The organism is Streptomyces sp. NBC_00582, assembly GCF_036345155.1.
GTDB lineage: Bacteria > Actinomycetota > Actinomycetes > Streptomycetales > Streptomycetaceae > Streptomyces.
The window spans coordinates 8426342-8453126 of sequence record NZ_CP107772.1; the positions used below are offsets into that span (position 1 = coordinate 8426342).

The window sequence follows — 26785 nt, forward strand, 5'->3', positions numbered from 1 at the left end:
ACCATGGGCTACCGCATCCTGGAGACCGACGACATCCCGGCCTACCTGCGCGAGCGCGGCCACTGGCCGGACGGCTCGGACGGCTCGGACGGAGCGGACCGGGAGACGATCTCGGTCCGTGAGGTGTCCGACGGCAACGTCAACCGTGTCTTCCTCGCCTCGAACGCCGACGGCACCCGCAGCCTCGCCCTCAAGCAGGCGCTGCCCTGGGTCCGCGTCGCCGGCCCCTCCTGGCCGCTCAGCCCCGACCGCGCCGACGCCGAGGCCCGCGCCTACGAGCAGGTCGCCAAGGTCGCCCCCGACAAGATCCCGGCGATCCACGGCTACGACCCCGAGCACTACGCCCTCGTCATGGAGGACCTCTCCGACCTGGAGGTTCTGCGCACCACCCTCAACGAGGGCGCCCCGTACGGCCCGCACACCTCCGCCCGCATCGGTGAGTTCGTCGCCCAGCTCACCTTCGCCACCAGCGACTTCGGTATGCCCTCCGCGGACCGCAAGGCCCTGCTGGCCGTCTCGGTGAACCCCGAACTCTGCAAGATCACCGAGGACGTCGTCCTCTCCGAGCCGTACATCGAGCACGAGCACAACCACTGGCACCCCGGCCTCGACGACCTGGCCGCCGCCTTCCGCGCCGACACCCGGCTGCGCACCGAGGTCGCCGACCTCCGCCACACCTTCATGACCGGCGCCCAGGCACTCCTGCACGGTGATCTGCACACCGGCAGCATCATGGTCGGGGAGCGGGAAGGCGCCCCCGTGGTGCGGGTGTTCGACCCCGAGTTCTCCTTCGTCGGACCCATCGGCTACGACCTCGGCCTGTACTGGGCCAACGCCCTGGTCTCGGAGGAGCGGGCGCGGGCGCTCGGCACGCTGTCCGACCACGCCGCACAGCTCCGGCTGTCCTGGGAGGCGTTCGAGACGGAGTTCCGACGGCTGTGGCCCACCCGCGTCGACACCTTCTTCGACGACGCCTACCTCGACCGCTTCCTGCGCCGCGTATGGACGGACGCGGTGGGCTTCGCCGGGACGGAGATCGTCCGCCGTGTCATCGGCTTCGCCCACCTCACCGACCTCACGACCCTGCCGGACCCGGTCCCGGCGTCCCGGCGGGCCCTGCTGCTCGGCCGTGAACTGATCCTGCGACGCGAGGAGCTGAGGAGCCCCGACGAGGTGAGGGCGCTGGTGGAAGCCCCCTGAACTCACTCGGCGTCGAACCACTCCTTCCCGGCGGCCCAGTGCGCGACCCAGCCGGCGAAGCCGGGCGCGCAGGTCGTGTAGCCGAACTCGGCGCCGAAGGGCATGGCGCCGACGTCGGTGATGTGCCATATGTGGCCGCGGTGGGGGCCGGTGACGACGAGGTGCCAGAACATGCCGCAGCCGTCCGTTCCGAGGACGACCGAACCATGGTCGCCGACCTGCTCCATGACGGCCTCCGGGTCGTCGTACGGCCCGTCGTCCTCCTCCCACAGCCACCCCCGCGTAAGGGGGAAGGGCTTGCCCGGAGACTGTTTCTCGGTGCCCTCGGCGAGCCCCACCATCCCGTACTCCGGCGGCCCCTGGTGGGACCCGTCGGTCATCTCCGCCACGAACGTCCGGTACGGCTCCGGCAGTACGACCCCGTGCTCCCTCTCGACGGCGTGCACGGCCTCCCAGCCGAGCGCCGACACGCCGCCGTCGTCCACGGCGAAGGCCTCCCGCAGGGCCGCCAGTTCGGCGGGATCCGCCTGTTCGGTGTTCATACGTCCATGGAAGCATCCGGCACTGACAACGGGCCCCGGCCGCCGGACCGGACGCATACGAAAGGGGCGGCTCCCTCGAGGGGAGCCGCCCCTGTCACACCCGTACCGGCCCCGGTCAGGGGAGTGGGCCGGTGCGGACGGTCTACTTCTTGTCGAGCAGGTCCTGCACCTTGCCGCGCACCTCGTCCGTGGCCAGGCCGCGGATCGTCAGCGTGGTGCGGCGGCGCAGCACGTCGTCCGCCGTCTCGGCCCACTCGTGGTCACGGGCGTAGACGACCTGCGCCCAGATCTCGGGGGCGTCGGGGTGGACGCGCTCGCCCAGCTCGGGGTTGTCGTTCGCCAGCCGGGCGATGTCGAAGGCCAGCGAGCCGTAGTGGGTGGCCAGGTGCTTGGCGGTGTCGGCGGCCATGCGCGGGCCGGGCGCCGGGTGGTCCACCAGGAGCCGGTGGGCGACCGCGCGCGGGTTGGCGACACCGGGCAGCGGCAGCTTCTTCGGCAGCGAGGAGATCGGCTCGAAGTCGTCACCGAGCGGGTGGCCCGGCAGCGCCTCCAGCTTCTGCATCACCGTACGGCCGATGTGGCGGAAGGTGGTCCACTTGCCGCCCGCCACGGACAGCATCCCGCCCCGGCCCTCGGTCACCACCGTCTCGCGCTTGGCCTTGGCGGTGTCGCCGGGTCCGCCCGGCAGCACCCGCAGACCCGCGAAGGCGTACGTGATGTTGTCCCGGGAGAGCTGCTGGTCGCGGACGGAGAACGCGGCCTCGTCGAGGATCTGCGCGATGTCCTTGTCGTTGACCGCGACGTCCGCCGGGTCGCCCTCGAACTCCTCGTCGGTGGTGCCCAGCAGGAGCATGTCCTCCCAGGGGAGGGCGAAGGTGATGCGGTACTTGTCTATGGGGGTCGCGAGCGCGGCCTTCCACGGGGAGGTCCGCTTCAGGACCAGATGCGCGCCCTTGGAGAGCCGGATGGAGGGGGCCGCGTTCGGGTCCTCCATCTTCCGCAGGTGGTCGACCCAGGGGCCGGTCGCGTTGAGCACCAGCCGGGCGTTCACCCCGAACTCGTCACCGGAGACGCGGTCCTTCAGGTCCGCGCCGGTGACCCGGCCCCGGGTGAAGCGCAGCCCGGTGACCTCGGCGTGGTTGAGGACGACCGCGCCCGCCTCGACGGCCGCGCGGACCGTCATCAGCGCCATGCGCGCGTCGTTCATCTGGTCGTCGCCGTACACGGCCACGGCCTTGAGGTTCTCGGTGCGCAGCTCGGGCACGTCCTGCGCGGCCTTGGCGGGGGAGAGCAGGTGCCCGACCCCGTCGCCGAAGGCCGACAGGGCGGAGTAGGCGAACACGCCCGCCCCGAGCTTCGCCGCGCCGTGCGGCCCGCCCTTGTACACGGGGAGGTAGAAGGTGAGCGGATTCGCCAGGTGGGGGGCCACCTGACGGGAGACCGCACGGCGCTCGAAGTGGTTCTCCGCCACCAGTTTCACCGCGCCGGTCTGCAGATAGCGCAGACCGCCGTGAAGCAGCTTGGAGGAGGCGGAGGAGGTGGCGCCGGCGAAGTCGCCGGCGTCGACCAGGGCCACCCTGAGGCCGGACTGCGCGGCGTGCCAGGCGGTGGAGATGCCCAGGATGCCGCCGCCGATGACAAGAAGGTCGTACGACGCCTTGGAGAGCTGCTCCCGGGTCTCGGCGCGGCTCGGGTTCGAGCCGGAGGCCGGGTGCGTCCCCAGGGCAGGCACGGAACTCAGGGTGGACTGACTGGTCATGTCGGGTTCTTACTCCTCATCAGAGCTGTGCGCGTGGGGCGGGGGTCAGCTCTCGTCCTCGATCCAGCCCATGGTCCGCTCGACGGCCTTGAGCCAGGTCTTGTACTCACGGTCGCGGGTCTCCGCGTCCATGCGGGGGGTCCACTCGGCGGCCCGCCGCCAGTTGGCGCGCAGATCGTCGGTGTTGGTCCAGAAGCCGACGGCGAGGCCGGCGGCGTAGGCGGCGCCGAGGCAGGTGGTCTCGGCGACCATCGGGCGCACCACGGGGGCGTCCAGGAAGTCCGAGAGCGTCTGCATCAGCAGGTTGTTGGAGGTCATGCCGCCGTCGACCTTGAGGGCCGCGAGCTCGACGCCCGAGTCCTTGGTCATGGCGTCCGTGATCTCCCGGGTCTGCCAGGCGGTGGCCTCCAGGACGGCGCGCGCGAGGTGCGCCTTGGTGACGTACCGGGTGAGGCCGGCGATCACACCGCGGGCGTCGGAGCGCCAGTGCGGGGCGAACAGACCGGAGAAGGCCGGCACGAAGTAGGCGCCGCCGTTGTCCTCGACCGAGAGCGCGAGCGTCTCGATCTCGGCGGCGGTGGAGATCAGACCCATCTGGTCGCGCATCCACTGCACCAGCGAACCGGTGACGGCGATCGAGCCCTCGAGGGCGTAGACCGGCGCGTCGTCGCCGATGCGGTAGCCGACGGTGGTCAGCAGGCCGGAGTACGAGTTGATGATCTTCTCACCGGTGTTCATCAGCATGAACGTGCCGGTGCCGTACGTCGACTTGGCCTCGCCCTCGGAGAAGCAGGTCTGGCCGAACAGGGCCGCCTGCTGGTCGCCGAGCGCGGAGGCGACCGGGATGCCGCCGAGCAGGTCGCCGAGCTTGCCGCCGGTGACCTCGCCGTAGACCTCGGCGGAGGAGCGGATCTCGGGCAGCATCGCCAGCGGGACGCCGATGGACTCGGCGATCTTGTCGTCCCACTCCAGGGTGTGGAGGTTCATCAGCAGGGTGCGGGAGGCGTTGGTGACGTCGGTGTAGTGCTTGCCGCCGTTGACACCGCCCGTCAGGTTCCAGATGACCCAGGTGTCCATGGTGCCGAAGAGGATGTCGCCCGCCTCGGCGCGCTCGCGCAGACCCTCGACGTTGTCGAGCAGCCAGCGGGCCTTGGGGCCGGCGAAGTAGGAGGCCAGCGGCAGGCCGGTCTCGCGGCGGAAGCGGTCCTGGCCGACGTTGCGGCCGAGTTCCTTGCACAGGGCGTCGGTGCGGGTGTCCTGCCAGACGATGGCGTTGTGGACGGGCTCACCGGTGTTCTTGTCCCACAGCAGCGTGGTCTCACGCTGGTTGGTGATGCCGATGGCCTTGATGTCGTCACGGGTGATGCCGGCCTTGGCGATGGCTCCGGCGACGACCTCCTGGACGTTGGTCCAGATCTCGTTGGCGTCGTGCTCGACCCAGCCCGGCTTGGGGAAGATCTGCTCGTGCTCCTTCTGGTCGACGGAGACGATGCGGCCGTCCCGGTCGAAGACGATGCAGCGCGAGGAGGTGGTGCCCTGGTCGATCGCGGCGATGAAGGGGCCGGCGGTGTGGGCGTCGGTCACTGAGTGCTCCTGGGGTTCCGTGGGTAAGGGGCTGTCTGTACGGCGCGGGGCTGTTCAAGCGCGGTGAAGGCCGAGGTGATGCTCAGCGTGCTCTTCGTGCTCTTAAGCAAAGGCGACGTTGTAGATGCCTGCAGCGATCGCGCCGCCGATCAGCGGACCGACCACCGGGATCCAGGCGTAGCCCCAGTCGGAGCCGCCCTTGTTGGGCAGGGGCAGGAGGGCGTGCACGATGCGCGGACCGAGGTCACGGGCCGGGTTGATCGCGTAGCCGGTCGGGCCGCCGAGGGACAGACCGATCGAGACGACCACCAGCGAGGTGATCAGGGCACCGAGGGTGCCGAGGCCGTTGCCCTTGTCGTTCAGACCCTGGGTGAGAACGGCGAGGACCAGCACGACGGTGCCGACGATCTCCGTGGCGAGGTTCTGCCAGGGGACCCGGATCTCCGGGCCGGTGGAGAAGACGCCGAGGACCGGACCCGCGCCCTTCTCCTGGGCCTCGACCGCCTTGGTCGCGGTGGCCTGAGCGCCCGGACCGCCGACGATCTCCTTGTCGGTCAGGTGCGCGTGGAACTGGCCGTAGTAGGCGACCCACACCAGGGTCGCGCCCATCGCGGCGCCGAGGAACTGGCCGGCCCAGTAGACCGGAACGTTGCTCCAGTCGCCGTCCTTGATCGCGAGTGCGAGCGTCACGGCCGGGTTCAGATGGGCGCCGGACAGCGGCGCCGAGGTGTAGACGGCCGTGAGCACGGCGAAGCCCCACCCGAAGGTGATGGCGAGCCAGCCGGCGTTGCGGGCCTTGGAGGCCTTCAGCGTGACGGCGGCGCAGACGCCACCGCCGAGCAGGATGAGTATGGCGGTACCGATGGTCTCGCCGATGAAGATGTCGGAGCTGGACACCCGCGACTCCTTTGTCCTTCGTCCAGGGAAGCCGTTCTCCCCGGGTCCCTCCGGGGGTCTGGCGCCCTCGGGGGTGAGAGCGATGCCGGTCCTTGGCGTTGTCACACTCTAGCGCGTATTGCCGGTAGGTGTTCGACAATGCCGACCGATGGACGGGAGTCTTGTCCCGGGGTCGCTCGCCCGTCAAGAGTTCGGTTGTCGAAAACGCGATCGTTACTGATCCCCGGGATGCGGGTGGGGTCCGCGGGGTGCCCGCGGGCACGACGAAGGCCGGGACGCCGTACGGCGTCCCGGCCTTCGTCGTCGTTCAGAAGCGCCCGGCGCCCAGGTCCCGCGACACCGCGCGGGCGCAGTCGCGTACCGCCGCGATCAGCTCGGGGCGCAGCTCGCCCTCCCGGCACAGCCGCTCCACGGCCCCCGTGATGCCCACCGCGCCGACCGGCATGCGGCGCCGGTCGTGGATGGGCGCGGCGATGGACGCCACGCCCTCCCAGGTCTCCTCCACGTCGGCCGCGTACCCACGCGCGCGCGTGACGTCGAGGATGTGCTCGAAGTCGTCCAGGTCGCAGACGGTGCGGTCCGTGAAGGGCTTGCGGTCGGCCTCCAGGGCCTCGCTGTGCGCCACCGGGTCGTACGCCGAGAGCACCTTGCCGAGCGCCGTGGAGTGCAGCGGCTGCATGGCCCCGATCTCCAGCACCTGCCGGCTGTCGTCCGGACGGAAGACGTGGTGCACGATCAGCACGCCCTGCTGGTGCAGCACGCCCAGATGGACGCTCTCGCCGCTGGACCGCGCCAGGTCGTCCGTCCACACCAGGGCCCGCGCCCGCAGTTCGTGCACGTCCAGGTAGGTGGTGCCCAGCCGGAGCAGCTCCGCCCCGAGCTGGTAGCGCCCGGAGGCGTCGTCCTGTTCGACGAACCCCTCCTGCTGGAGCGTGCGCAGGATGCCGTGGGCGGTGCCCTTGGCCAGGCCCAGCGCCGAGGCGATGTCGGACAGGCCCAGCCGCCGCTCCCCGCCCGCGAGCAGCCGCAGCATCGCCGCCGCCCGTTCGACCGACTGGATGTTCCGTGCCATCCGCCCTCCTGCCTCCGTCCCCTTCGCCGTTCCACGAGCGGCACGCAAGTACCGTCGTTCGGCAATGTCGAACACTACCGGTCCATGTCGACCTCCCGCTAATGGTCGGTCAACACCTGTTACACCACGCGACCCCCGGAAGTGACGTGGCGGCAGTGTGGCGGTGACCGGTCCCTCGCGCGAGCACCGGCACGACCGCCGGCCCCCTTCGGCCCCGTCCGCCCCGTGGACGCCCTGACCATACGGCCCCCGTCCCGGCTACCCTGACGGCGTGCGCACTCCTCGGGAAGCCGTACCGCACGCATCCTGAGGTCACGCAAAGCCGACAGCCGTCGCATCCGAGGGAGCCCTTCCATGGCCTCTGTGCCGCCGACCCCTTCCGCCGACAGCCGGACCCGTGTGTCCGAGCTCCGCCAGGCCCTGGCCACCCGTGTGGTGGTGGCCGACGGGGCCATGGGCACCATGCTCCAGGCCCAGGAGCCCACCCTCGAGGACTTCCAGAACCTCGAGGGCTGCAACGAGATCCTCAACCTCACCCGGCCCGACATCGTCCGTTCGGTCCACGAGGCCTACTTCGACGCGGGCGTCGACTGCGTCGAGACCAACACGTTCGGCGCAAACCACTCCGCGATGGCCGAGTACGACATCGCCGAGCGCGTCCACGAGCTGTCCGAGGCGGGCGCCCGCATCGCCCGCGAAACCGCCGACGCCTACACCGCCCGCGACGGACGGCAGCGCTGGGTCCTCGGCTCGATCGGCCCCGGCACCAAGCTGCCCACCCTCGGCCACATCGGCTACGGCACCCTGCGCGACGGCTTCCAGGCCAACGCCGAGGGACTCCTCGCCGGCGGCGCCGACGCCCTGATCGTCGAGACCACCCAGGACCTCCTGCAGACCAAGTCGTCCATCCTGGGCGCCAAGCGCGCCATGGAGGCCACCGGCACCGAGGTCCCCCTGCTGGTCTCCATGGCCTTCGAGACGACCGGCACCATGCTGCTGGGCTCCGAGATCGGCGCCGCGCTCACCGCGCTGGAACCCCTCGGCATCGACATGATCGGCCTGAACTGTTCCACCGGCCCCGCCGAGATGAGCGAACACCTGCGCTATCTCGCCCGGCACTCCCGCACCCCCCTGCTGTGCATGCCGAACGCCGGTCTGCCGATCCTCACCAAGGACGGCGCCCACTTCCCGCTCGACCCCGAGGGTCTGGCCGACGCCCAGCAGAACTTCGTACGCGACTACGGCCTCAACCTCGTCGGCGGCTGCTGCGGCACCACCCCCGAGCACCTCAGGCAGCTCGTGGAGCGCGTCCAGGGCGCCACGCCCGTCGAGCGCGCCCCCCGCCCCGAGCCCGGCGCCGCCTCGCTCTACCAGACGGTCCCCTTCCGCCAGGACACCTCGTACCTGGCGATCGGCGAGCGCACCAACGCCAACGGCTCCAAGAAGTTCCGCGAGGCCATGCTCGAGGCCCGCTGGGACGACTGCGTCGAGATGGCCCGCGAGCAGATCCGCGAGGGCGCGCACATGCTCGACCTGTGCGTCGACTACGTCGGCCGCGACGGCGTCGCCGACATGGAGGAGCTCGCGGGCCGCTTCGCCACCGCCTCCACCCTGCCGATCGTGCTGGACTCCACCGAGGTCGACGTCATCCAGGCCGGTCTGGAGAAGCTCGGCGGCCGCGCGGTGATCAACTCCGTGAACTACGAGGACGGCGACGGACCCGAGTCCCGCTTCGCTCGCGTCACCCGGCTGGCCCAGGAGCACGGCGCCGCGCTGATCGCCCTCACCATCGACGAGGAGGGCCAGGCCCGCACCCCCGAGAAGAAGGTCGAGATCGCCGAACGGCTCATCGACGACCTCACCGGGAACTGGGGCATCCAGGAGTCGGACATCCTCATCGACACCCTGACCTTCACCATCTGCACCGGTCAGGAGGAGTCCCGGGGGGACGGCATCGCCACCATCGAGGCGATCCGCGAACTCAAGCGCCGCCACCCCGACGTCCAGACCACCCTCGGTCTGTCCAACATCTCCTTCGGCCTCAACCCGGCCGCCCGCATCCTGCTGAACTCCGTCTTCCTCGACGAGTGCGTCAAGGCGGGCCTGGACTCCGCCATCGTCCACGCCTCCAAGATCCTCCCCATCGCCCGCTTCAGCGAGGAGGAGGTGCAGACCGCCCTCGACCTCATCCACGACCGCCGCGCCGAGGGCTACGACCCCCTCCAGAAGCTCATGCAGCTCTTCGAGGGCGCCACCGCGAAGTCCCTCAAGGCCGGCAAGGCCGAGGAACTCGCCGCCCTGCCGCTGGAGGAGCGCCTCAAGCGCCGCATCATCGACGGCGAGCGCAACGGCCTGGAGGCCGACCTCGACGAGGCCCTCCAGGACCGCCCCGCGCTGGACATCGTCAACGAGACGCTCCTGGACGGCATGAAGGTCGTCGGCGAGCTGTTCGGCTCCGGCCAGATGCAGCTGCCCTTCGTGCTCCAGTCCGCCGAGGTCATGAAGGCCGCCGTCGCCCACCTCGAACCGCACATGGAGAAGTCCGACGCCGACGGCAAGGGCACCATCGTCCTCGCCACCGTGCGCGGAGACGTCCACGACATCGGCAAGAACCTCGTCGACATCATCCTGTCCAACAACGGCTACAACGTCGTCAACCTCGGCATCAAGCAGCCCGTCTCCGCGATCCTCGACGCCGCCCAGGAGCACCGCGCCGACGTCATCGGCATGTCCGGTCTCCTGGTCAAGTCCACGGTGATCATGAAGGAGAACCTGGAGGAGCTCAACAGCCGGGGCCTCGCCGCGAACTACCCGGTCATCCTCGGCGGCGCCGCCCTCACCCGCGCCTACGTCGAGCAGGACCTGCACGAGATCTACCAGGGCGAGGTCCGCTACGCCCGCGACGCCTTCGAGGGCCTGCACCTGATGGACGCCCTCATCGGCGTCAAGCGGGGCGTCCCCGGCGCCAAGCTGCCCGAGCTCAAGCAGCGCCGGGTGCGCGCCGGAGCCGCCGTGACCGTCGAGGAACGGCCCGAGGAGGGCCACGTCCGCTCCGACGTCGCCACCGACAACCCCATCCCCGAGCCGCCCTTCTGGGGCACCCGCGTCATCAAGGGCATCCAGCTCAAGGAGTACGCCACCTGGCTGGACGAGGGCGCCCTCTTCAAGGGCCAGTGGGGCCTCAAGCAGGCCCGCACCGGCGACGGACCGACCTACGAGGAGCTCGTCGAGACCGAGGGCCGCCCGCGTCTGCGCGGCCTGCTCGACCGGCTCCAGACGGAGAACCTCCTGGAAGCCGCCGTGGTCCACGGCTACTTCCCCTGCGTGTCCAAGGACGACGACCTGATCATCCTGGACGAGCACGGCAACGAACGCACCCGGTTCACCTTCCCGCGCCAGCGCCGCGGCCGCCGGCTGTGCCTCGCGGACTTCTTCCGCCCCCAGGAGTCGGGCGAGACCGACGTCGTCGGCCTCCAGGTCGTCACCGTCGGCTCCCGCATCGGCGAGGAGACCGCCAAGCTCTTCGCGTCGGACTCCTACCGCGACTACCTCGAACTGCACGGCCTGTCCGTCCAGCTCGCGGAGGCCCTCGCCGAGTACTGGCACGCGCGGGTGCGCTCCGAGCTGGGCTTCGCCGGCGAGGACCCCGCCGACATCGAGGACATGTTCTCCCTGAAGTACCGCGGTGCCCGCTTCTCCCTCGGCTACGGCGCCTGCCCCGACCTGGAGGACCGCGCCAAGATCGCCGACCTGCTCCAGCCCGAGCGGATCGGCGTCCACCTGTCCGAGGAGTTCCAGCTCCACCCCGAGCAGTCCACCGACGCGATCGTGATCCACCACCCGGAGGCGAAGTACTTCAACGCCCGGTGACCCCCGTGTCACCGAGCACACTGATCCGATAAGTCGTACACTGGTCGGTCCACTGCAGGCCGGTTCCCCGCGCGGGAACCGGCCTGCTCGTCCCTCAAAGGAGGTACGTGGATGACCAGCACGGTTCCCGCGCCATTCACCCGCACGGCCGAAGGCTCGGCCCTCCAGGCGGTGCTCCTGGACATGGACGGCACCCTGGTGGACACCGAGGGCTTCTGGTGGGACGTCGAGGTCGAGGTCTTCGCCGGTCTCGGCCACGCCCTCGACGACTCCTGGCGCCATGTCGTGGTCGGCGGCCCGATGAGCCGCAGCGCCGGGTTCCTGATCGAGGCGACCGGGGCCGACATCACCCTCGCCGAACTGTCCGTCCTGCTCAACGACGGGTTCGAGGACCGCATCACCCGCGCCCTGCCCCTGATGCCGGGAGCCGCCCGGCTGCTCGCCGAACTCGTCGAGCACGAGATCCCGACGGCCCTCGTCTCGGCCTCGCACCGGCGCATCATCGACCGCGTCCTGGCCTCGCTCGGGCCCCAGCACTTCACGCTGACCGTCGCCGGCGACGAGGTGGCCCGCACCAAGCCGCACCCCGACCCCTACCTCCTGGCGGCCGCGGGCCTCGGCGTGGACCCGGCCAGATGCGCCGTCGTCGAGGACACCGCGACCGGCGTCGCCTCGGCGGAGGCGGCGGGCTGCCATGTCGTGGCGGTGCCCTCCGTGGCCCCGATCCCCGCGGCCGCCCGGCGCACCGTGGTGCCCACGCTGGAACAGGTCGACTTGTCTTTTCTCCGCGGTCTGATGCCCCTGTGACTCCGCTCCGATGATCACCCCCGCGATCATGGGTGATCCGTTCGATGACGGAATTCACAGCGGTCGTTCACCGAGCGTGCACCGCCGATAGCAAGGTAATTCGGCGGATGTGCGCGCGGGGGAATCAGAGGGTGGAATTCCGATCTCAGGTAACGGTTGAATTTCGGACTGGCGCAGACTGTTGACGGTGTGACGTTCCCCACGTCAGGCAGGGTCGACAGGGGAGTGACCGTGTGCGCGGATGCCGCGTTCCGGGCGTTCGGCCGCACCCTTGTGTCCCGATTGATGGACGGCTGCGTGGATCGTTCCACTGATGATTCTTCAATGCGTTCGCATACGGTTTCGCAGCGTGATGGGCTTTCAACTCCGGTCGCGGCGGACGCTCCTGCCGGCCCGGACTAATCTCTTCGCGGAACATCACCCCTCTCCCCGTGATCCGCCGCGACACCCCTGCATGCCGGGTACACGGACCGACAGCTCTGGAGAAACTCGAGCATGAACCGCAAGACTTTGGTGCTGCCGGCCGTGGTCGGTCTGCTCGCGCCCGTACTCGCCGCCTGCGGCGGGGCCGACAGCGGGAGCGGCGGCGGCGACGCCATCGTCGTGGGCACCACGGACCGGTTCACCGCCACGAAGGCCGCGCCCGCGCCGCTCGACCCGGCCTACGCCTACGACGTCGGCACCTGGAACATCCTGCGCCAGACCGTGCAGACCCTGATGATCGTGCCCAAGGGCGACGGCGACCCCGTCCCCGAGGCGGCGCAGTCCTGCGGGTTCACCGACAGCGGCAACGAGCGCTACGCCTGCAAGCTCCGTGACGGTCTGAAGTTCGCCAACGGCGACGCCATCACCGCCAAGGACGTCAAGTTCTCCATCGACCGCGCTCGCGCCATCAAGGCCGACACCGGCGTCTTCGCCCTGCTGTCCACCATCGACACCGTCGAGACGCAGGGTGACAACGAAGTCATCTTCCACCTCAAGACCGCCGACGCCACCTTCCCGTACAAGCTGTCGACCCCGGTCGCCGGCATCGTCAACCCCGACGACTACGAGAAGGACAAGCTCCGCGACGGCTTCGAGGTCGACGGCTCCGGGCCGTACACCCTGAAGGCCGAGACCGACGGCGATGCCATCACCAAGGCCGTGTTCACCAAGAACCCCCGCTACAAGGGGACGCTGAAGGTGAACAACGACGAGGTCGACATGGTGTCCTACGACGACGCCGACGCCATGGGCACCGCCATCGAAAAGGGCGACATCGACCTGATGACCCGTACGATGTCCCCGGAGCAGATCCAGAAGCTCTCCGGCGCCTCCGCCGACAGCGACATCGACATGGTCGAGCTCGCCGGCCTGGAGATCCGCTACCTCGCCTTCAACACCGACGCACCGGCCGTCAAGACCAAGGCCGTGCGTCAGGCGATGGCCCAGGTCGTCAACCGCAACGAGCTTGTCGCCCAGGTCTACGGCTCCCAGGCAGAGGCCCTCTACTCGCTCGTCCCGGCCTCCGTCACCGGCCACTCCAACGCCTTCTTCAACAAGTACAGCGACCCGAGCGTCACCAAGGCCAAGGCCCTGCTCGCCGACGCGAACATCACCACCCCGGTCAAGCTCACGCTGAACTACACGACCGACCACTACGGCCCGGCCACCAAGCAGGAGTTCGAGCTGCTGAAGAAGCAGCTCAACGACAGCGGCCTGTTCGACGTCACCATCAAGGGCACCGTCTGGGACACCTTCGCCCCCGCCGAGCGCAAGGGTGAGTACGCCGTTTACGGCATGGGCTGGTTCCCCGACTTCCCCGACGCGGACAACTTCCTCGCGCCGTTCCTGGACGAGGACAACACCCTCAACTCGCCGTACAGCAACAGCGACATCATCAACCACCTGATCCCGCAGTCCCGCCGGGAGGCAGACCGCATCAGCGCGGCCAAGAGCCTCACCGAGATCCAGGACATCGTCGCCGACGACGTCCCGATCCTCCCGCTGTGGCAGGGCAAGCAGTACATCGCGGCCAGCACCGACATCACCGGCACGGCGTACGTCCTGAACTCCTCCGCCACCCTCCAGCTGTGGGAACTGGGCCGGGGTGTGAGCAACTGAGAGGCTCTGTCCGTCGGGTGATACGTTTTTCGCGGCCGGGGCCCGGGACGGCGGTCCCGGTGTGACGGGACCCGACGACAAAGGTATTTCGTGAACATGCGTAACCAGTGGCCGGTCCTGCCTATCGTGGCGGGACTGGCCTCCGGCCTGTTGACCGGCTGTGGCACCCAGACCGGGGGCTCGGACGGCGACGGCTCCACCGTGGTGCTCGGGATGTCGGACGACGTCCTCGCCACCGATCCGGCCTCCGGCTACGACCCCGGATCCTGGATGTTGTTCAACAACGTCTTCCAGTCGCTGCTCAGCTTCCCCAAGGGCGGCACCGTACCCGAGCCCGACGCGGCGAAGGACTGCTCCTTCACGGACCAGCAGACCAAGGTCTACCGCTGCACACTCAAGGACGGCCTGACGTTCTCCAACGGTGACGATCTCACCTCCGAGGACGTCAAGTTCTCCTTCGACCGCATGCTGAAGATCAACGACGACAACGGCCCCGCTGTCATGTTCCCCATGCTCGACAAGGTCGAGACACCGGACGCCAGGACCGTCGTCTTCACCCTGAACGTCCCCGACGCCACCTTCCCCAGCAAGCTCGCCTCCGGCGCCGGGTCCATCGTCGACCACGAGGAGTACGACGCCGACAGCCTGCGCGAGGACGGCGGCGCCGTCGGCTCCGGCCCCTACAAGCTGGACTCCTTCGACGACGACCAGGCCGTCTTCTCCGTCAACGAGAACTACCGCGGCACCGCGGCCGACGCCCAGAACAAGGGCGTCACCCTCAAGTTCTTCGGCGGCGACCAGAAGGCCCTCAAGAAGTCCCTCCTGGACGGCGACATCGACATCGCCTACCGCGGCCTCACCGCCGGCGACATCGCCGACATCGACGCCGCCACCGACACCGAGGGAGCCGAAGTCGTCGAAGGCAGCAGCGCCGAGGTCCAGCACCTGGTCTTCAACACCGACGACCCCGTCGCCGGAAAACTCGGCGTCCGCCGGGCCATCGCCCACCTCATCGACCGCGAAGCCCTCATCAGGGACGTCTACGAAGGCACCGCCGACCCGCTCTACTCGATCATCCCGGCCGGCATAGCGGGCCACAACACCGCCTTCTTCGACCGCTACGGCGCCAGCCCCTCACCGGCCAAGGCCGCCGCGGCACTGAAGGACGAGGGCCTGACCGGCAAGGTGAAACTCACCCTCTGGTCCACCCCGTCCCGCTACGGCCCCGCCACCGACCAGGAACTCAAGGCCGTCGCCGCCCAGCTCAACGCCAGCGGCCTGTTCGACGCCGACGTCAAGTCCGTCCCCTTCGACCAGTACGAGAAGGACATCGCCGCCGGCAAGTACGGCGTCTACGTCAAGGGCTGGGTCCCCGACTTCCCCGACGCCGACAACTTCACCGCCCCCTTCTTCGGCGAGGGCAACGTCCTCGCCAACAACTACACCAACAAGACCATCACCGGCACGCTCATCCCGCGCACCGCCGCCCAGAGCGACCGCACCGCCACCGACGCCGACTACTCCACCCTCCAGGACATCGTCGCCGAGGAACTCCCCGTCCTCCCGATCTGGCAGGCCAAGCAGTACGCCGTCGTCGGCGAGAACGTCTACGGCCTCGAGAACTGCCTCGACGCCTCCACCGTGTTCCGCTTCTGGGAACTCAGCAAGGGCTGACCACCCCCGCCGGACACCACCAAGGGCGCCCCCGCACAGCAGGGGCGCCCTTCGCGTCGTACCCGCACGCCCTACTGCTGCGCGCCGGGCCGCACCAGACCGCTCTCGTACGCGTACACCGCGGCCTGCACCCGGTCGCGCAGCCCCAGCTTCGTCAGCACATGCCCCACATGCGTCTTCACCGTCGTCTCACTGACGAACAGATCGGCCGCGATCTCCGCGTTCGACAGGCCCCGCGCCACCAGCTTCAGCACCTCCACCTCACGGTCCGTCAGCGTGTGCAGCGTGTCCGGCACCGGCTCCTCGCCCGACGGCAGATGCGTGGCGTACTTGTCCAGCAGCCGGCGCGTGATGCTGGGCGCCAGCATCGCCTCGCCCGCCGCCACCACCCGGATCGCCTGCACCAGCTCATGGGCCGGCGCGTCCTTCAGCAGGAACCCGCTCGCCCCCGCCCGCAAGGCCTCCACCACGTACTCGTCCAGGTCGAACGTCGTCAGCACCAGCACCTTCGCCGGACCGTCCCGCCCCGGTCCCGTGATCTGCCGGGTCGCCTCCACACCGTCCATCCGCGGCATACGGATGTCCATGAGCACCACATCGGGCTGCAGCGCCCGCACCTGGTCCAGGGCCTGAAGACCGTCACCGGCCTCCCCGACGACCGCCAGGTCCTGCTCCGCCTCCAGGATCATCCGGAAGCCGGTACGCAGCAGCGGCTGGTCGTCGACCAGTAGGACGCGGATGGCCACGTGAGTCTCCTTCGCTAGTCCGGCCCCATTCTGCCCTGCTCGGCGTCACCGGACGCGGCCGCCCTCACCGGCAGCGGATACGGCGGGGGAGTACCGCCGAACTCCGGACAGTGCGCCTGGTGATCGCACCAGCCGCACAGCTTCGTCGGCCGCGGCCGCCACTCACCCGTCTCCGTGGCCTCCCGGATCGCCTCCCAGAGCGCCAGCAGCCGACGCTCCACCCGCTGCAGATCGCCGAGATCGGGGTCGTAGGTCAGCACGTCCCCGCTCCCGAGATACACGAGCTGGAGCCGCCTCGGCAGCACGTTCCTCAGCCGCCACACCACCAGCGCGTAGAACTTCATCTGGAACAACGCACCGTCCGCGTACTCCGCGCGCGGCGCCTTGCCCGTCTTGTAGTCCACGATCCGCACCTCACCGGTGGGCGCCACGTCGACCCGGTCGATGATCCCGCGCAGCCTGAGCCCCGACTCCAGCTCCGCCTCCACGAACAGCTCCCGCTCCGCGGGCTCCAGACGCGTCGGATCCTCCAGCGTGAACCAGCGCTCCACCAGCGCCTCGGCCTCCGCCAGCCAGCCCGCCAGCCGCACCCCCTCCGGATCGTCGGCGAACAGCTCCACGACCTCCGGCCGCGTCCGACGCAACCGGTCCCACTGCCCCGGAATCAGCGCCTTCGCCCTCGGCGCGGTCCGCTCCGCCGCCGGCGCGTCGAACAGCCGCTCCAGCACCGCGTGCACCAGCGTCCCCTTGGTCGCCGCCGGACTCGGCTTCTCCGGCAGCCGGTCGATCACCCGGAACCGGTACAACAACGGACACTGCATGAAGTCCCCGGCCCGCGAGGGCGACAAGGACGAAGGCGCCGCCGGGACCCGCTGGGCCGGCGCGGGCACGACCGTCCCCGCGTCCGCCTCGGACCCGGCGGGATCCGCTGCCACCCCCGCCCCCGCGACCGCTTCCGATGCGACGGCCCCCGCCGGTCCGGGAAGGACGACCTCCGCCACGGCCACCGCCTCCGACCCGGCCGCCTCCGACCCGGCCGCCTCCGCCCCGGCCGCCCCCTCGACGTCCCCGCCCTCGACGCCCGCCCCGCCGACGTCCTCGCTGCTGCTGTCCATGCCTCAGACCATACGGCCCGCCACTGACAGTCACCCACCCCCCGACCCGACCACCCCACGACGAGCGGGGAAACACGGGGGGTGCCGGGGCGGAACGCGTCACGACGGCCGCATACCATCGGTCACAGACCCTTCCGCCCGGCAGGAGCGGGAGACGCTTCGAACGAGGGGACACCGTGGTGGAAAGCGGCGGGAGCGGGCGGCCGCGGCCGGACAACGAAGAGTCGGCCGAGCACCCCTCCACACCAGCGCCCCGGGCCACCGCCCCCGCGGAGCCCGAGGGCCCGTCCCCGGCCGCCCCGTCCCCGACCGGGCCGGACGCCCCGGACGAGGAGACCGCGGACACGGAGTCCTCCCACGGACGGACCGACGGCACGCCTCCCGACGCCCCGACCGGTGAAACCGCCCCCCAGGACGCCCCGCCCACCGGTGACCGCGGCTGGGCGCACTCGGACCCCCACCCACCCGGCGCCGCCCCCGCCGGCAGCAAGGGACCCCCGCCCCAGCGGCCCCCGGAGCAGCCCCGCGGCGGGCTGCTCATGGGACGCCCCTTCGGCGTACCCGTGTACGTGGCGCCGAGCTGGTTCCTCGTCGCCGCGCTGATCACCTGGGTGTTCGGCGGACAGCTCGACCGCGTGCTGCCCGAGCTCGGCGCCGCCCGCTACCTGGTCTCCCTGTTCTTCGCGGTCGCCTTCTACGCCTCCGTCCTCATCCACGAACTCGCCCACACCATCGCCGCCCTCCGCTTCAAACTCCCCGTCCGCCGCATCCAGCTCCAGTTCTTCGGCGGCGTCTCCGAGATCGAGAAGGAGGCCGAGACCCCCGGCCGCGAGTTCTGGCTGGCCTTCGTCGGCCCCCTGCTCTCCCTCGTCCTCGCCGGCGTCTTCTACGCCGCCATGCAGCCCGTCGAGCCCGGCACCGTCCCCGGCGTCCTCCTGGCCGGCCTGATGATCTCCAACCTCATCGTGGCGATCTTCAACCTCCTCCCCGGCCTCCCCCTCGACGGCGGCCGTATGCTCCGCGCCGTCGTCTGGAAGATCACCGGCAAACCCATGAGCGGCACCATCGCCGCCGCCTGGGTCGGCCGCGCCCTCGCCGTCTCCGTCCTCATCGGCCTCCCCCTGCTCACCCAGTCCGGCGCCCTCGGCGCCGGCGCCGAGGACAGCGTCGGCATGGACACCGTCACCGACGCCCTGCTCGCCGCCATCCTCGCCGCGATCATCTGGACCGGCGCCGGCAACAGCCTGCGCATGGCCCGCCTGCGCGAACACCTCCCCGAACTGCGCGCCCGCACCCTCACCCGCCGCGCCGTACCCGTCGAGACCGACACCCCGCTCTCCGAGGCCCTGCGCCGCGCCAACGCCGCCGGCGCCCGCGCCCTCGTCGTCGTCGACGCCCACGGCGAACCCCTCTCCCTCGTCCGCGAGGCCGCCATCGTCGGCGTCCCCGAACACCGCCGCCCCTGGGTCGCCGTCAGCGGCCTCGCCCAGGACCTCACCGACGGCATGCGCGTCTCCGCCGAACTCGCCGGCGAGGACCTCCTCGACGTCCTGCGCGCCACCCCCGCCACCGAGTACCTCGTCGTCGAGGAGACCGGCGAGATCTACGGCGTCCTGTCCGCGGCCGATGTGGAGCGCGCCTTCGTCAAGGCCATGGCCCGGCCGAGCTGAAGGGACCGCGGTGGTCGGCGCCCCCTGCCGGGACCGGTACGCTGTTCACATGTCCGAACCGACCGGTGCCGCCCGCAGGCGCGGGCCCTTCAAGGTCGGGGACCAGGTTCAGCTGACCGACCCCAAGGGCCGCCACTACACGTTCACGCTCGAGGACGGGAAGAACTTCCACACCCACAAGGGTTCCTTCCCCCACGACGAACTGATCGGCGCTCCCGAGGGCAGCGTTGTCCGCACCACCGGGAACGTCGCCTACCTCGCGCTGCGCCCCCTGCTCCCCGACTACGTCCTGTCCATGCCCCGCGGGGCAGCCGTCGTCTACCCGAAGGACGCGGGGCAGATCCTCTCCTTCGCCGACATCTTCCCCGGCGCCCGCGTCGTCGAAGCCGGCGTCGGCTCCGGCTCGCTCAGCAGCTTCCTGCTGCGCGCCATCGGCGACCAGGGCATGCTGCACTCCTACGAGCGCCGCGAGGACTTCGCCGACATCGCCCGGCAGAACGTCGAGCGCTACTTCGGCGGCCCCCACCCCGCCTGGCAGCTCACCGTCGGTGACCTCCAGGACAACCTGAGCGACACCGACGTCGACCGCGTCATCCTCGACATGCTCGCCCCCTGGGAGTGCCTCGAGGCCGTCTCCAAGGCGCTCGTCCCCGGCGGCATCCTCTGCTGCTACGTCGCCACCACCACCCAGCTCGCCCGGACCGTCGAGTCCATCCGCGAGATCGGCTGCTTCAACGAGCCGACCGCCTGGGAGACGATGATCCGCAACTGGCACATCGAGGGCCTCGCCGTCCGCCCCGACCACCGCATGATCGGCCACACCGGCTTCCTGCTCACCGCCCGCCGTCTCGCCGACGGCGTCGAGCCGCCCATGCGCCGCCGCCGCCCCGCCAAGGGCGCCTACGGCGAGGACTACGCCGGCCCCAACGCCGACGGAGGCAGCGGCCGCTGACCCGGCCCCGCACCACGGACAACGACAGGGCGCCGTGGCCGAGTTCCCGGAACCGATCCGGAACTCGGCCACGGCGCCCTCGGCTTGATCCCGCACCCACCGTCGTCCGACATACCGCACCCCGCCGTTCCGCCGGCGTGTGACGTGTGGCACGATGCAGGCCACCCCCCACCCCCCGGCACAGCCACCCCAGGAGACGCTCCTAGTGCAGCAACCCGCCGTCCCGGAACTGGCACACACCCACACCCGGCCCATCCACTGGGTCGCCACCGCCACCGCCGTGGCCGGGGTCGTGGCCCTCTCCTCGATCCTCCAGCCCGGACCCGCGACGGCCGCCCAGGCCTCCCCGCCGCACGCCGACACCACCCCCGCCACCGCACCGGCGACCACCGGCGTCGACTTCCCCCTCGACTGCGGCCCCACGGTGAAGCCCGTCGTGATGAAGAAGGCGAGCGGAGACCTCGACGGCGACGGCAGACCCGAAACCGTCGCCGTCGTCCACTGCGACGCCCCCATGGGCACCCCGCCCGACGGCGTCTACGTCCTCACCCAGGGCGCCGGCGGCGGCCACGCGCGCGTGGTCGCCACCCTCGTCGACCCCAAGGACCGCACCAACGTCGCCACGCTCAGCGTCACCGAGGGTGCCGTCCTCGCCACACTCCTCGGCTACTCGTCGGCGGACGTGCCCAGTTGCTGCCCCGATCTCAAGGACAGCGTCAAGTGGCGGTGGAAGGGCGACACGTTCATCCGCTCGACACCCGCCGGCGCCCACAGCGTCTGAAACAAGCCACCACGCCCTGTGAGAAATCAGACAGCTTTCACGGCCCGTACCTGAACGGTCACTCCGCGTCCGGGCCGTACACCTCGACGCTGTCCGAAACGCGACGTACATGGATGCACTCGCCCGGACACTCCCGCGCCGAGTCCACCACGTCCGTCAACAGCGGCAACGGCACCGGCACCGTGGCGCCCTTGGCCTGCAGAAGCTCGTCCTGCGCGCCCTTCACGTACGCCAGCCCGTCGATGTCCAGCTCGAACACCTCGGGCGCGTACTGCGCACAGATGCCGTCACCGGTACAGAGATCCTGGTCGATCCAGACCTCCAGCGCCTCCGCGCCGACACCGGCCTCCTGCTGCACGCTCATCTCTCCTGCCGTTTAGTGCCGAGCCGTACGGGAACGATGCAGGCTCTGACGGGTGTTGAACACTTCGACCCTACCCCCGCCCGCTTCCCAATCATGTTCGGTGGGTATTCCCCTGGCGTGAGGGAGAGCGCAAGGGTGAAGATCGGACACACCCCGACAGTCTTTGTGATCTAGGGGTTTCAATCGACACCCGCCCAGGTAGGGTCTGGAAGCGTCCAGCTCCCCTTGGAGGAGGTGAGGACCGTGGCAGCCCACGACGACGACATGAACCGCGGCATCCGCCCGGGACGAGGGTCCGACGACCCGTCCGGGCAGATCGCTTACCTTGAGCAGGAGATCGCCGTCCTGCGGCGCAAGCTCGCCGACTCTCCGCGACACACGAGGATTCTCGAAGAGCGGATCGTCGAACTGCAGACCAACCTGGCCGGCGTCTCCGCCCAGAACGAGAGACTCGCCAACACGCTCCGTGAGGCCCGCGACCAGATCGTGGCCCTCAAGGAAGAAGTCGACCGGCTCGCACAGCCGCCGGCCGGCTTCGGTGTCTTCCTCGCGGCGAACGAGGACGGCACGGCCGACATCTTCACCGGAGGCCGCAAACTCCGTGTGAACGTCAGTCCCGGCGTCGAGCTCGACGAGCTCCGGCGCGGCCAGGAACTGATGCTCAACGAAGCGCTCAACGTGGTCGAGGCCATGGAATTCGAGCGGGTCGGGGACATCGTCACCCTCAAGGAGATCCTCGAGGACGGCGAGCGCGCCCTGGTCATCGGGCACACCGACGAGGAACGGGTGGTCAGGCTCGCCGAGCCGCTGCTGGACGTCACCATCCGCCCCGGCGACGCCCTCCTGCTCGAACCCCGCTCCGGCTACGTCTACGAGATCGTCCCCAAGAGCGAGGTCGAGGAACTCGTCCTCGAAGAGGTCCCCGACATCGGGTACGAGCAGATCGGCGGCCTCGGCGGCCAGATCGAGGCCATCCGGGACGCCGTCGAGCTCCCGTACCTCTACCCCGACCTGTTCAAGGAGCACGAACTGCGCCCGCCCAAGGGTGTGCTCCTGTACGGGCCCCCCGGATGCGGAAAGACGCTCATCGCCAAGGCCGTCGCCAACTCGCTGGCCAAGAAGGTCGCCGAGGTCACCGGCCAGGCCGCCGGCAAGAGCTTCTTCCTCAACATCAAGGGCCCCGAGCTCCTGAACAAGTACGTCGGCGAGACCGAGCGCCAGATCCGCCTCGTCTTCCAGCGAGCCCGCGAGAAGGCCAGCGAGGGCACCCCCGTCATCGTCTTCTTCGACGAGATGGAGTCCCTCTTCCGCACCCGCGGCTCCGGCGTCAGCTCGGACGTGGAGAACACCATCGTCCCCCAGCTCCTCGCCGAGATCGACGGTGTCGAGGGACTGCAGAACGTGGTCGTGATCGGCGCCTCCAACCGCGAGGACATGATCGACCCGGCCATCCTGCGCCCCGGCCGCCTCGATGTGAAGATCAAGATCGAGCGCCCGGACGCCGAAGCGGCCAAGGACATCTTCGGCAAGTACCTCACCGAACGCCTCCCGCTGCACTCCGACGACCTCGGCGAGCACGGCGGCAGCAAGGCCACCACCGTCGAAAGCATGATCCAGACGGCAGTGGAACACATGTACGCCGAATCCGAGGAAAACCGCTTCCTGGAAGTCACCTACGCCAACGGCGACAAGGAAGTCCTCTACTTCAAGGACTTCAACTCCGGCGCCATGATCGAGAACATCGTGGGCCGCGCCAAGAAAATGGCGATCAAGGACTTCCTCGAAAAGAACCAGAAGGGCCTCCGCGTCTCCCACCTCCTCCAGGCCTGTGTGGACGAGTTCAAGGAGAACGAGGACCTGCCCAACACCACCAACCCCGACGACTGGGCCCGTATCTCCGGAAAGAAGGGCGAACGGATCGTCTACATCCGTACCCTCATCACCGGAAAGCAGGGCGCGGACACCGGACGCTCCATCGACACGGTGGCGAACACCGGACAGTACCTGTAAGAAACGGGCGGCTGCGGGTGCCCACCACGGGTACCCGCAGCCGACTGTTTTTCAGGCCACGGCTGGAGCAAGGCAATGACGCAAATGATCTCCCCACCGGCACAGAGGCGTTCTAGGCTCTTTCCTACCGCCGGGTTGCGATGTGCGGAGAGGACGGGCACCGCACCCGCACCGGAGCACCACCGGTATCTGAGCGGCGCCCACGACCGAGGGCGCCGCCGGGCAAGGAGGGCCGCATGACCGTACGGCGAGTAATGGGCATCGAGACGGAGTACGGCATCTCCGTCCCCGGCCACCCCAACGCCAATGCCATGCTCACCTCGTCCCAGATCGTCAACGCCTACGCCGCGGCGATGCACCGGGCCCGCCGGGCCCGCTGGGACTTCGAGGAGGAGAATCCGCTGCGGGACGCGCGAGGCTTCGACCTCGCCCGCGAGGCCGCCGACGCCAGCCAGCTCACCGACGAGGACATCGGCCTCGCCAACGTGATCCTCACCAACGGCGCCCGCCTCTACGTCGACCACGCCCACCCCGAGTACAGCGCGCCCGAGGTCACCAACCCCCGCGACGCCGTCCTCTGGGACAAGGCCGGCGAACGGATCATGGCCGAGGCCGCCGAACGCGCGGCCCAGCTCCCCGGCGCACAGCCCATCCACCTCTACAAGAACAACACCGACAACAAGGGCGCCTCCTACGGCACGCACGAGAACTACCTCATGAAGCGGGAGACCGCCTTCTCCGACATCGTGCGCCACCTGACGCCCTTCTTCGTCTCCCGCCAGGTCGTCACCGGCGCCGGCCGCGTCGGCATCGGGCAGGACGGCCACGAACACGGTTTCCAGCTCAGCCAGCGCGCGGACTACTTCGAGGTCGAGGTCGGCCTGGAGACGACGCTGAAGCGCCCCATCATCAACACCCGCGACGAGCCCCACGCCGACGCGGAGAAGTACCGCCGCCTCCATGTGATCATCGGCGACGCGAACCTCTCCGAGATCTCGACGTATCTGAAACTGGGCACCACGGCCCTGGTCCTCTCCATGATCGAGGACGGCTTCATCGCGGTCGACCTCGCCGTCGACCAGCCCGTACGCACGCTCCACCAGGTCTCCCACGACCCGACGCTGAAGAGACTGGTCACCCTCCGCAGCGGCCGCACGCTCACGGCGGTGCAGCTCCAGATGGAGTACTACGAGCTCTCGCGCAAATACGTGGAGGAGCGCTTCGGCGCCGACGCCGACGACCAGACCAAGGACGTCCTGGCCCGCTGGGAGGACACCCTCACCCGCCTGGAGAACGACCCGATGAGCCTCGCCGGCGAGCTGGACTGGGTCGCCAAGCGGGAGCTCATGGAGGGCTACCGCCGCCGTGACGGCCTCGACTGGGACGCGGCCAAGCTCCACCTGCTGGACCTCCAGTACGCCGACGTACGGGCCGACAAGGGCCTCTACAACCGCCTCGCGGCCCGCGGCCGGATGAAGCGGCTGTTCGACGAGCCGGAGGTCGAGCGGGCCAAGGCCAAGCCCCCGGAGGACACACGCGCGTACTTCCGCGGCCGCTGCCTCGAGCAGTACGCCGACGACGTCGCCGCCGCGTCCTGGGACTCGGTCATCTTCGACCTCCCGGGCCGGGACTCCCTCCAGCGCGTCCCAACCCTGGAACCGCTTCGCGGAACGCGAAATCACGTCAAGGAGCTCCTGGACCGCTGCCGCACGGCAGAAGACCTGGTCAGGGTGTTGTCGGGTGGCTGAACAAGCCTGAGGAAGCTGTCCCGCGGCGGGGTGGAAACCCCGCCGCGAGGGAATCATCGAGATGGCCCTCGTACGTTGGAACAACTACGGGGCCGATGTCGGACCCGGCTTGTAGGGTCTGATCATCACCGATCGGCAGGAAGCCGACCTGCCGAACATGTCGGGCGAACTGAGCGGGGTGAGGGATATGGCGACCAAGGACACCGGCGGCGGCCAGCAGAAGGCGACGCGCTCCACGGAGGAGGTCGAGGAGCAGGCGACAGAGGCGCAGGGCTCCGAGGACCTCAAGGAGCGCCACGAGAAGCTGAGCGACGACGTGGACTCCGTGCTGGACGAGATCGACGATGTCCTCGAGGAGAATGCAGAGGACTTCGTCCGTAGTTTCGTTCAGAAGGGCGGCGAGTAACCTTCGATTCCAAGGCTGCGGGCGGACTTTCGGGTGACGATGGAAGAAGGCGTGAAGCTTTGCTCGCGGTGCGGGGAATCCAAACCGCGGGCGGCCTTCGCAAGTAATAGGGCCGCCCGTGATGGGCTACAGGCCTACTGTCGGGAGTGCTGGGCTGCCTATCACCAGGCTCGGCACCTGGCAAAGGGGAGGAACGTCCGGCCGCCAGTGGAGACACCCTCGGGTCACAAGTTCTGTCGCAGTTGCGAGGAGATCAAGCCGCACAGTGAGTGGCACCGCAATGCAACGGCTTCGGACGGGCTCTCCACGAGCTGCAAGGCCTGCCGAGGGGCGAAGGCGCGCGCCCGTCACCTGAAACGAAACTACGGCCTCACCGAAGCCGAGCGTGACGCCATGGTCGCCTCTCAGATGGGGCTCTGCGTGATCTGCCTGAAAGCTCCGGCCGTACATGTGGATCATTGCCACCAGACGGGTAGGGTCCGTGGCGTACTGTGCTTCAACTGTAATTCGGCCATCGGCAAGTTGGGAGATGATCCCGACGCAGTTCGTCGGGCAGCCGCCTACCTGGAAGGAACTCCGTGGAAGCCAACACTCGTAGCACCGGGCGTCTACCAGCTGCCTTCCTGACGCCTGGGTCCTCGTCCTTCATGGACTTCCTCTCCGAGCACCAGCCGGAGCTGCTGCCGGGGAAGAGGCAGTTGCCCCCGACACAGGGTGTGATCGAGGCGCCGCACGGGACGACCATCGTGGCCGTGACCTTCCCCGGGGGCGTGGTGCTCGCCGGTGACCGCCGGGCCACCATGGGGAACGTCATCGCCCAGCGGGACATCGAGAAGGTGTTCCCGGCGGACGAGTACTCGGCCGTCGGTATCGCCGGCACGGCCGGTCTGGCCGTGGAGATGGTGAAGCTGTTCCAGCTCGAGCTGGAGCACTTCGAGAAGGTCGAGGGGGCGCAGCTCTCCCTGGAGGGCAAGGCGAACCGTCTGTCGACCATGATCCGCAGCAACCTGGGCATGGCCATGCAGGGGCTGGCGGTCGTGCCGCTGTTCGCCGGCTTCGACGTCGACCGAGGCAAGGGACGCATCTTCTCGTACGACGTCACCGGCGGCCGTTCCGAGGAGCACAACTACGCCGCCACCGGCTCCGGCTCGATCTTCGCGCGCGGGGCGATGAAGAAGCTCTTCCGCGACGACCTGAGCGAGGACCAGGCCACGACCCTCGTGGTGCAGGCCCTCTACGACGCGGCCGACGACGACTCGGCGACCGGCGGTCCCGACGTCGCGCGCCGGATCTATCCGATCGTCACCGTGATCACCGACGGCGGTTTCCGCAGGCTCACCGACGACGAGTCCTCGGAGATCGCCCGTTCGATCCTCGAGCGCCGGCTGCAGGAGCCGGACGGCCCGCGTGCCGCGCTGCTGTAGCGGCCCGTCCGCTTGTTGTTGCAGGTGATCCAGTGACTTCGACAGAAAGGGACGGATAACC

The 26785-nt window shown here is 69.5% G+C and carries 21 protein-coding genes; 13 read left to right on the forward strand and 8 right to left on the reverse strand.

Going from position 1 to position 26785, the window contains the following annotated elements; translation table 11 throughout:
* The first annotated feature begins 3 nt into the window (after nt 1-3).
* A complete protein-coding gene (mtnK, locus tag OG852_RS38130; RefSeq protein ID WP_133913492.1) occupies nt 4-1200 on the forward strand; it encodes an S-methyl-5-thioribose kinase in 1197 nt (398 codons plus the stop codon).
* A 2-nt stretch (nt 1201-1202) separates the two neighbouring features.
* Here the strand turns inward: mtnK and OG852_RS38135 are convergent, their stop codons facing one another.
* The 5 genes from OG852_RS38135 to OG852_RS38155 all read right to left on the reverse strand — a co-directional run bounded on the left by OG852_RS38135 (nt 1203) and on the right by OG852_RS38155 (nt 7054).
* Complete coding sequence (locus OG852_RS38135) at nt 1203-1742, reverse strand: SMI1/KNR4 family protein (protein ID WP_133913491.1); 540 nt, start codon at nt 1740-1742, stop codon at nt 1203-1205.
* Between the two features lie 142 nt (nt 1743-1884).
* Entirely contained in the window at nt 1885-3501 is a 1617-nt protein-coding gene (locus tag OG852_RS38140) for a glycerol-3-phosphate dehydrogenase/oxidase (protein WP_133913490.1), read from the reverse strand.
* A gap of 45 nt (nt 3502-3546) precedes the next feature.
* Nucleotides 3547-5085, reverse strand: a complete 1539-nt coding sequence (gene glpK, locus OG852_RS38145; protein WP_133913489.1) for a glycerol kinase GlpK — start codon at nt 5083-5085, stop codon at nt 3547-3549.
* Between the two features lie 102 nt (nt 5086-5187).
* Complete coding sequence (locus OG852_RS38150; RefSeq protein ID WP_330350285.1) at nt 5188-5982, reverse strand: MIP/aquaporin family protein; 795 nt, start codon at nt 5980-5982, stop codon at nt 5188-5190.
* Nucleotides 5983-6289: 307 nt separating this feature from the next.
* Nucleotides 6290-7054, reverse strand: a complete 765-nt coding sequence (locus tag OG852_RS38155; protein ID WP_133913487.1) for an IclR family transcriptional regulator — start codon at nt 7052-7054, stop codon at nt 6290-6292.
* 354 nt (nt 7055-7408) lie between these two features.
* Here OG852_RS38155 and metH point away from each other — a divergent pair, with 354 nt between their 5' ends.
* The 4 genes from metH (at nt 7409) to OG852_RS38175 (ending at nt 15508) form a co-directional block, all read left to right on the forward strand.
* On the forward strand, nt 7409-10924 hold the full coding sequence (metH, locus tag OG852_RS38160) for a methionine synthase (protein ID WP_133913486.1): 3516 nt from the start codon (nt 7409-7411) through the stop codon (nt 10922-10924).
* Nucleotides 10925-11035: 111 nt separating this feature from the next.
* Nucleotides 11036-11731, forward strand: coding sequence for an HAD family hydrolase (locus OG852_RS38165; protein ID WP_133913485.1), 696 nt, complete (start codon nt 11036-11038; stop codon nt 11729-11731).
* A gap of 495 nt (nt 11732-12226) precedes the next feature.
* On the forward strand, nt 12227-13834 hold the full coding sequence (locus OG852_RS38170; protein ID WP_133913484.1) for an ABC transporter substrate-binding protein: 1608 nt from the start codon (nt 12227-12229) through the stop codon (nt 13832-13834).
* 90 nt (nt 13835-13924) lie between these two features.
* Complete coding sequence (locus OG852_RS38175) at nt 13925-15508, forward strand: ABC transporter substrate-binding protein (RefSeq protein WP_133913483.1); 1584 nt, start codon at nt 13925-13927, stop codon at nt 15506-15508.
* Between the two features lie 71 nt (nt 15509-15579).
* On the opposite strand, the gene OG852_RS38180 is transcribed toward OG852_RS38175, so the two are convergent.
* Nucleotides 15580-16254: a response regulator gene (locus tag OG852_RS38180; RefSeq protein ID WP_133913482.1), complete on the reverse strand. Its 675-nt coding sequence runs from the start codon at nt 16252-16254 to the stop codon at nt 15580-15582.
* A 14-nt stretch (nt 16255-16268) separates the two neighbouring features.
* Nucleotides 16269-17369 carry a RecB family exonuclease gene (locus tag OG852_RS38185; RefSeq protein ID WP_133913481.1) on the reverse strand — a complete coding sequence of 367 codons (1101 nt, stop codon included), beginning with the start codon at nt 17367-17369 and terminating at the stop codon, nt 16269-16271.
* Nucleotides 17370-17545: 176 nt separating this feature from the next.
* Between OG852_RS38185 and OG852_RS38190 the strand changes: the two genes are divergently transcribed.
* The 3 genes from OG852_RS38190 to OG852_RS38200 all read left to right on the forward strand — a co-directional run bounded on the left by OG852_RS38190 (nt 17546) and on the right by OG852_RS38200 (nt 20772).
* Entirely contained in the window at nt 17546-19039 is a 1494-nt protein-coding gene (locus OG852_RS38190) for a site-2 protease family protein (RefSeq protein ID WP_133913480.1), read from the forward strand.
* A 49-nt stretch (nt 19040-19088) separates the two neighbouring features.
* Complete coding sequence (locus OG852_RS38195) at nt 19089-19991, forward strand: tRNA (adenine-N1)-methyltransferase (protein ID WP_133913479.1); 903 nt, start codon at nt 19089-19091, stop codon at nt 19989-19991.
* Between the two features lie 205 nt (nt 19992-20196).
* On the forward strand, nt 20197-20772 hold the full coding sequence (locus OG852_RS38200) for a hypothetical protein (protein ID WP_133913478.1): 576 nt from the start codon (nt 20197-20199) through the stop codon (nt 20770-20772).
* Nucleotides 20773-20830: 58 nt separating this feature from the next.
* On the opposite strand, the gene OG852_RS38205 is transcribed toward OG852_RS38200, so the two are convergent.
* A complete protein-coding gene (locus OG852_RS38205) occupies nt 20831-21136 on the reverse strand; it encodes a ferredoxin (protein ID WP_133913477.1) in 306 nt (101 codons plus the stop codon).
* Between the two features lie 243 nt (nt 21137-21379).
* On the opposite strand from OG852_RS38205, the gene arc reads away from it, so the two are divergent.
* The 5 genes from arc to prcB all read left to right on the forward strand — a co-directional run bounded on the left by arc (nt 21380) and on the right by prcB (nt 26724).
* Nucleotides 21380-23146, forward strand: a complete 1767-nt coding sequence (arc, locus tag OG852_RS38210) for a proteasome ATPase (protein WP_133913475.1) — start codon at nt 21380-21382, stop codon at nt 23144-23146.
* Nucleotides 23147-23382: 236 nt separating this feature from the next.
* Nucleotides 23383-24894, forward strand: coding sequence for a depupylase/deamidase Dop (gene dop / locus OG852_RS38215; RefSeq protein ID WP_208117191.1), 1512 nt, complete (start codon nt 23383-23385; stop codon nt 24892-24894).
* A gap of 187 nt (nt 24895-25081) precedes the next feature.
* A complete protein-coding gene (locus tag OG852_RS38220) occupies nt 25082-25300 on the forward strand; it encodes a ubiquitin-like protein Pup (RefSeq protein WP_133913474.1) in 219 nt (72 codons plus the stop codon).
* A 39-nt stretch (nt 25301-25339) separates the two neighbouring features.
* Complete coding sequence (locus OG852_RS38225) at nt 25340-25927, forward strand: endonuclease VII domain-containing protein (protein ID WP_330351569.1); 588 nt, start codon at nt 25340-25342, stop codon at nt 25925-25927.
* The gene (gene prcB / locus OG852_RS38230) at nt 25879-26724 is read left to right on the forward strand and encodes a proteasome subunit beta (RefSeq protein WP_330350286.1); all 846 of its coding nucleotides are present in this window, start codon (nt 25879-25881) and stop codon (nt 26722-26724) included. Before OG852_RS38225 ends, prcB begins: the two co-directional genes overlap by 49 nt.
* The last annotated feature ends 61 nt before the right edge of the window (nt 26725-26785 follow it).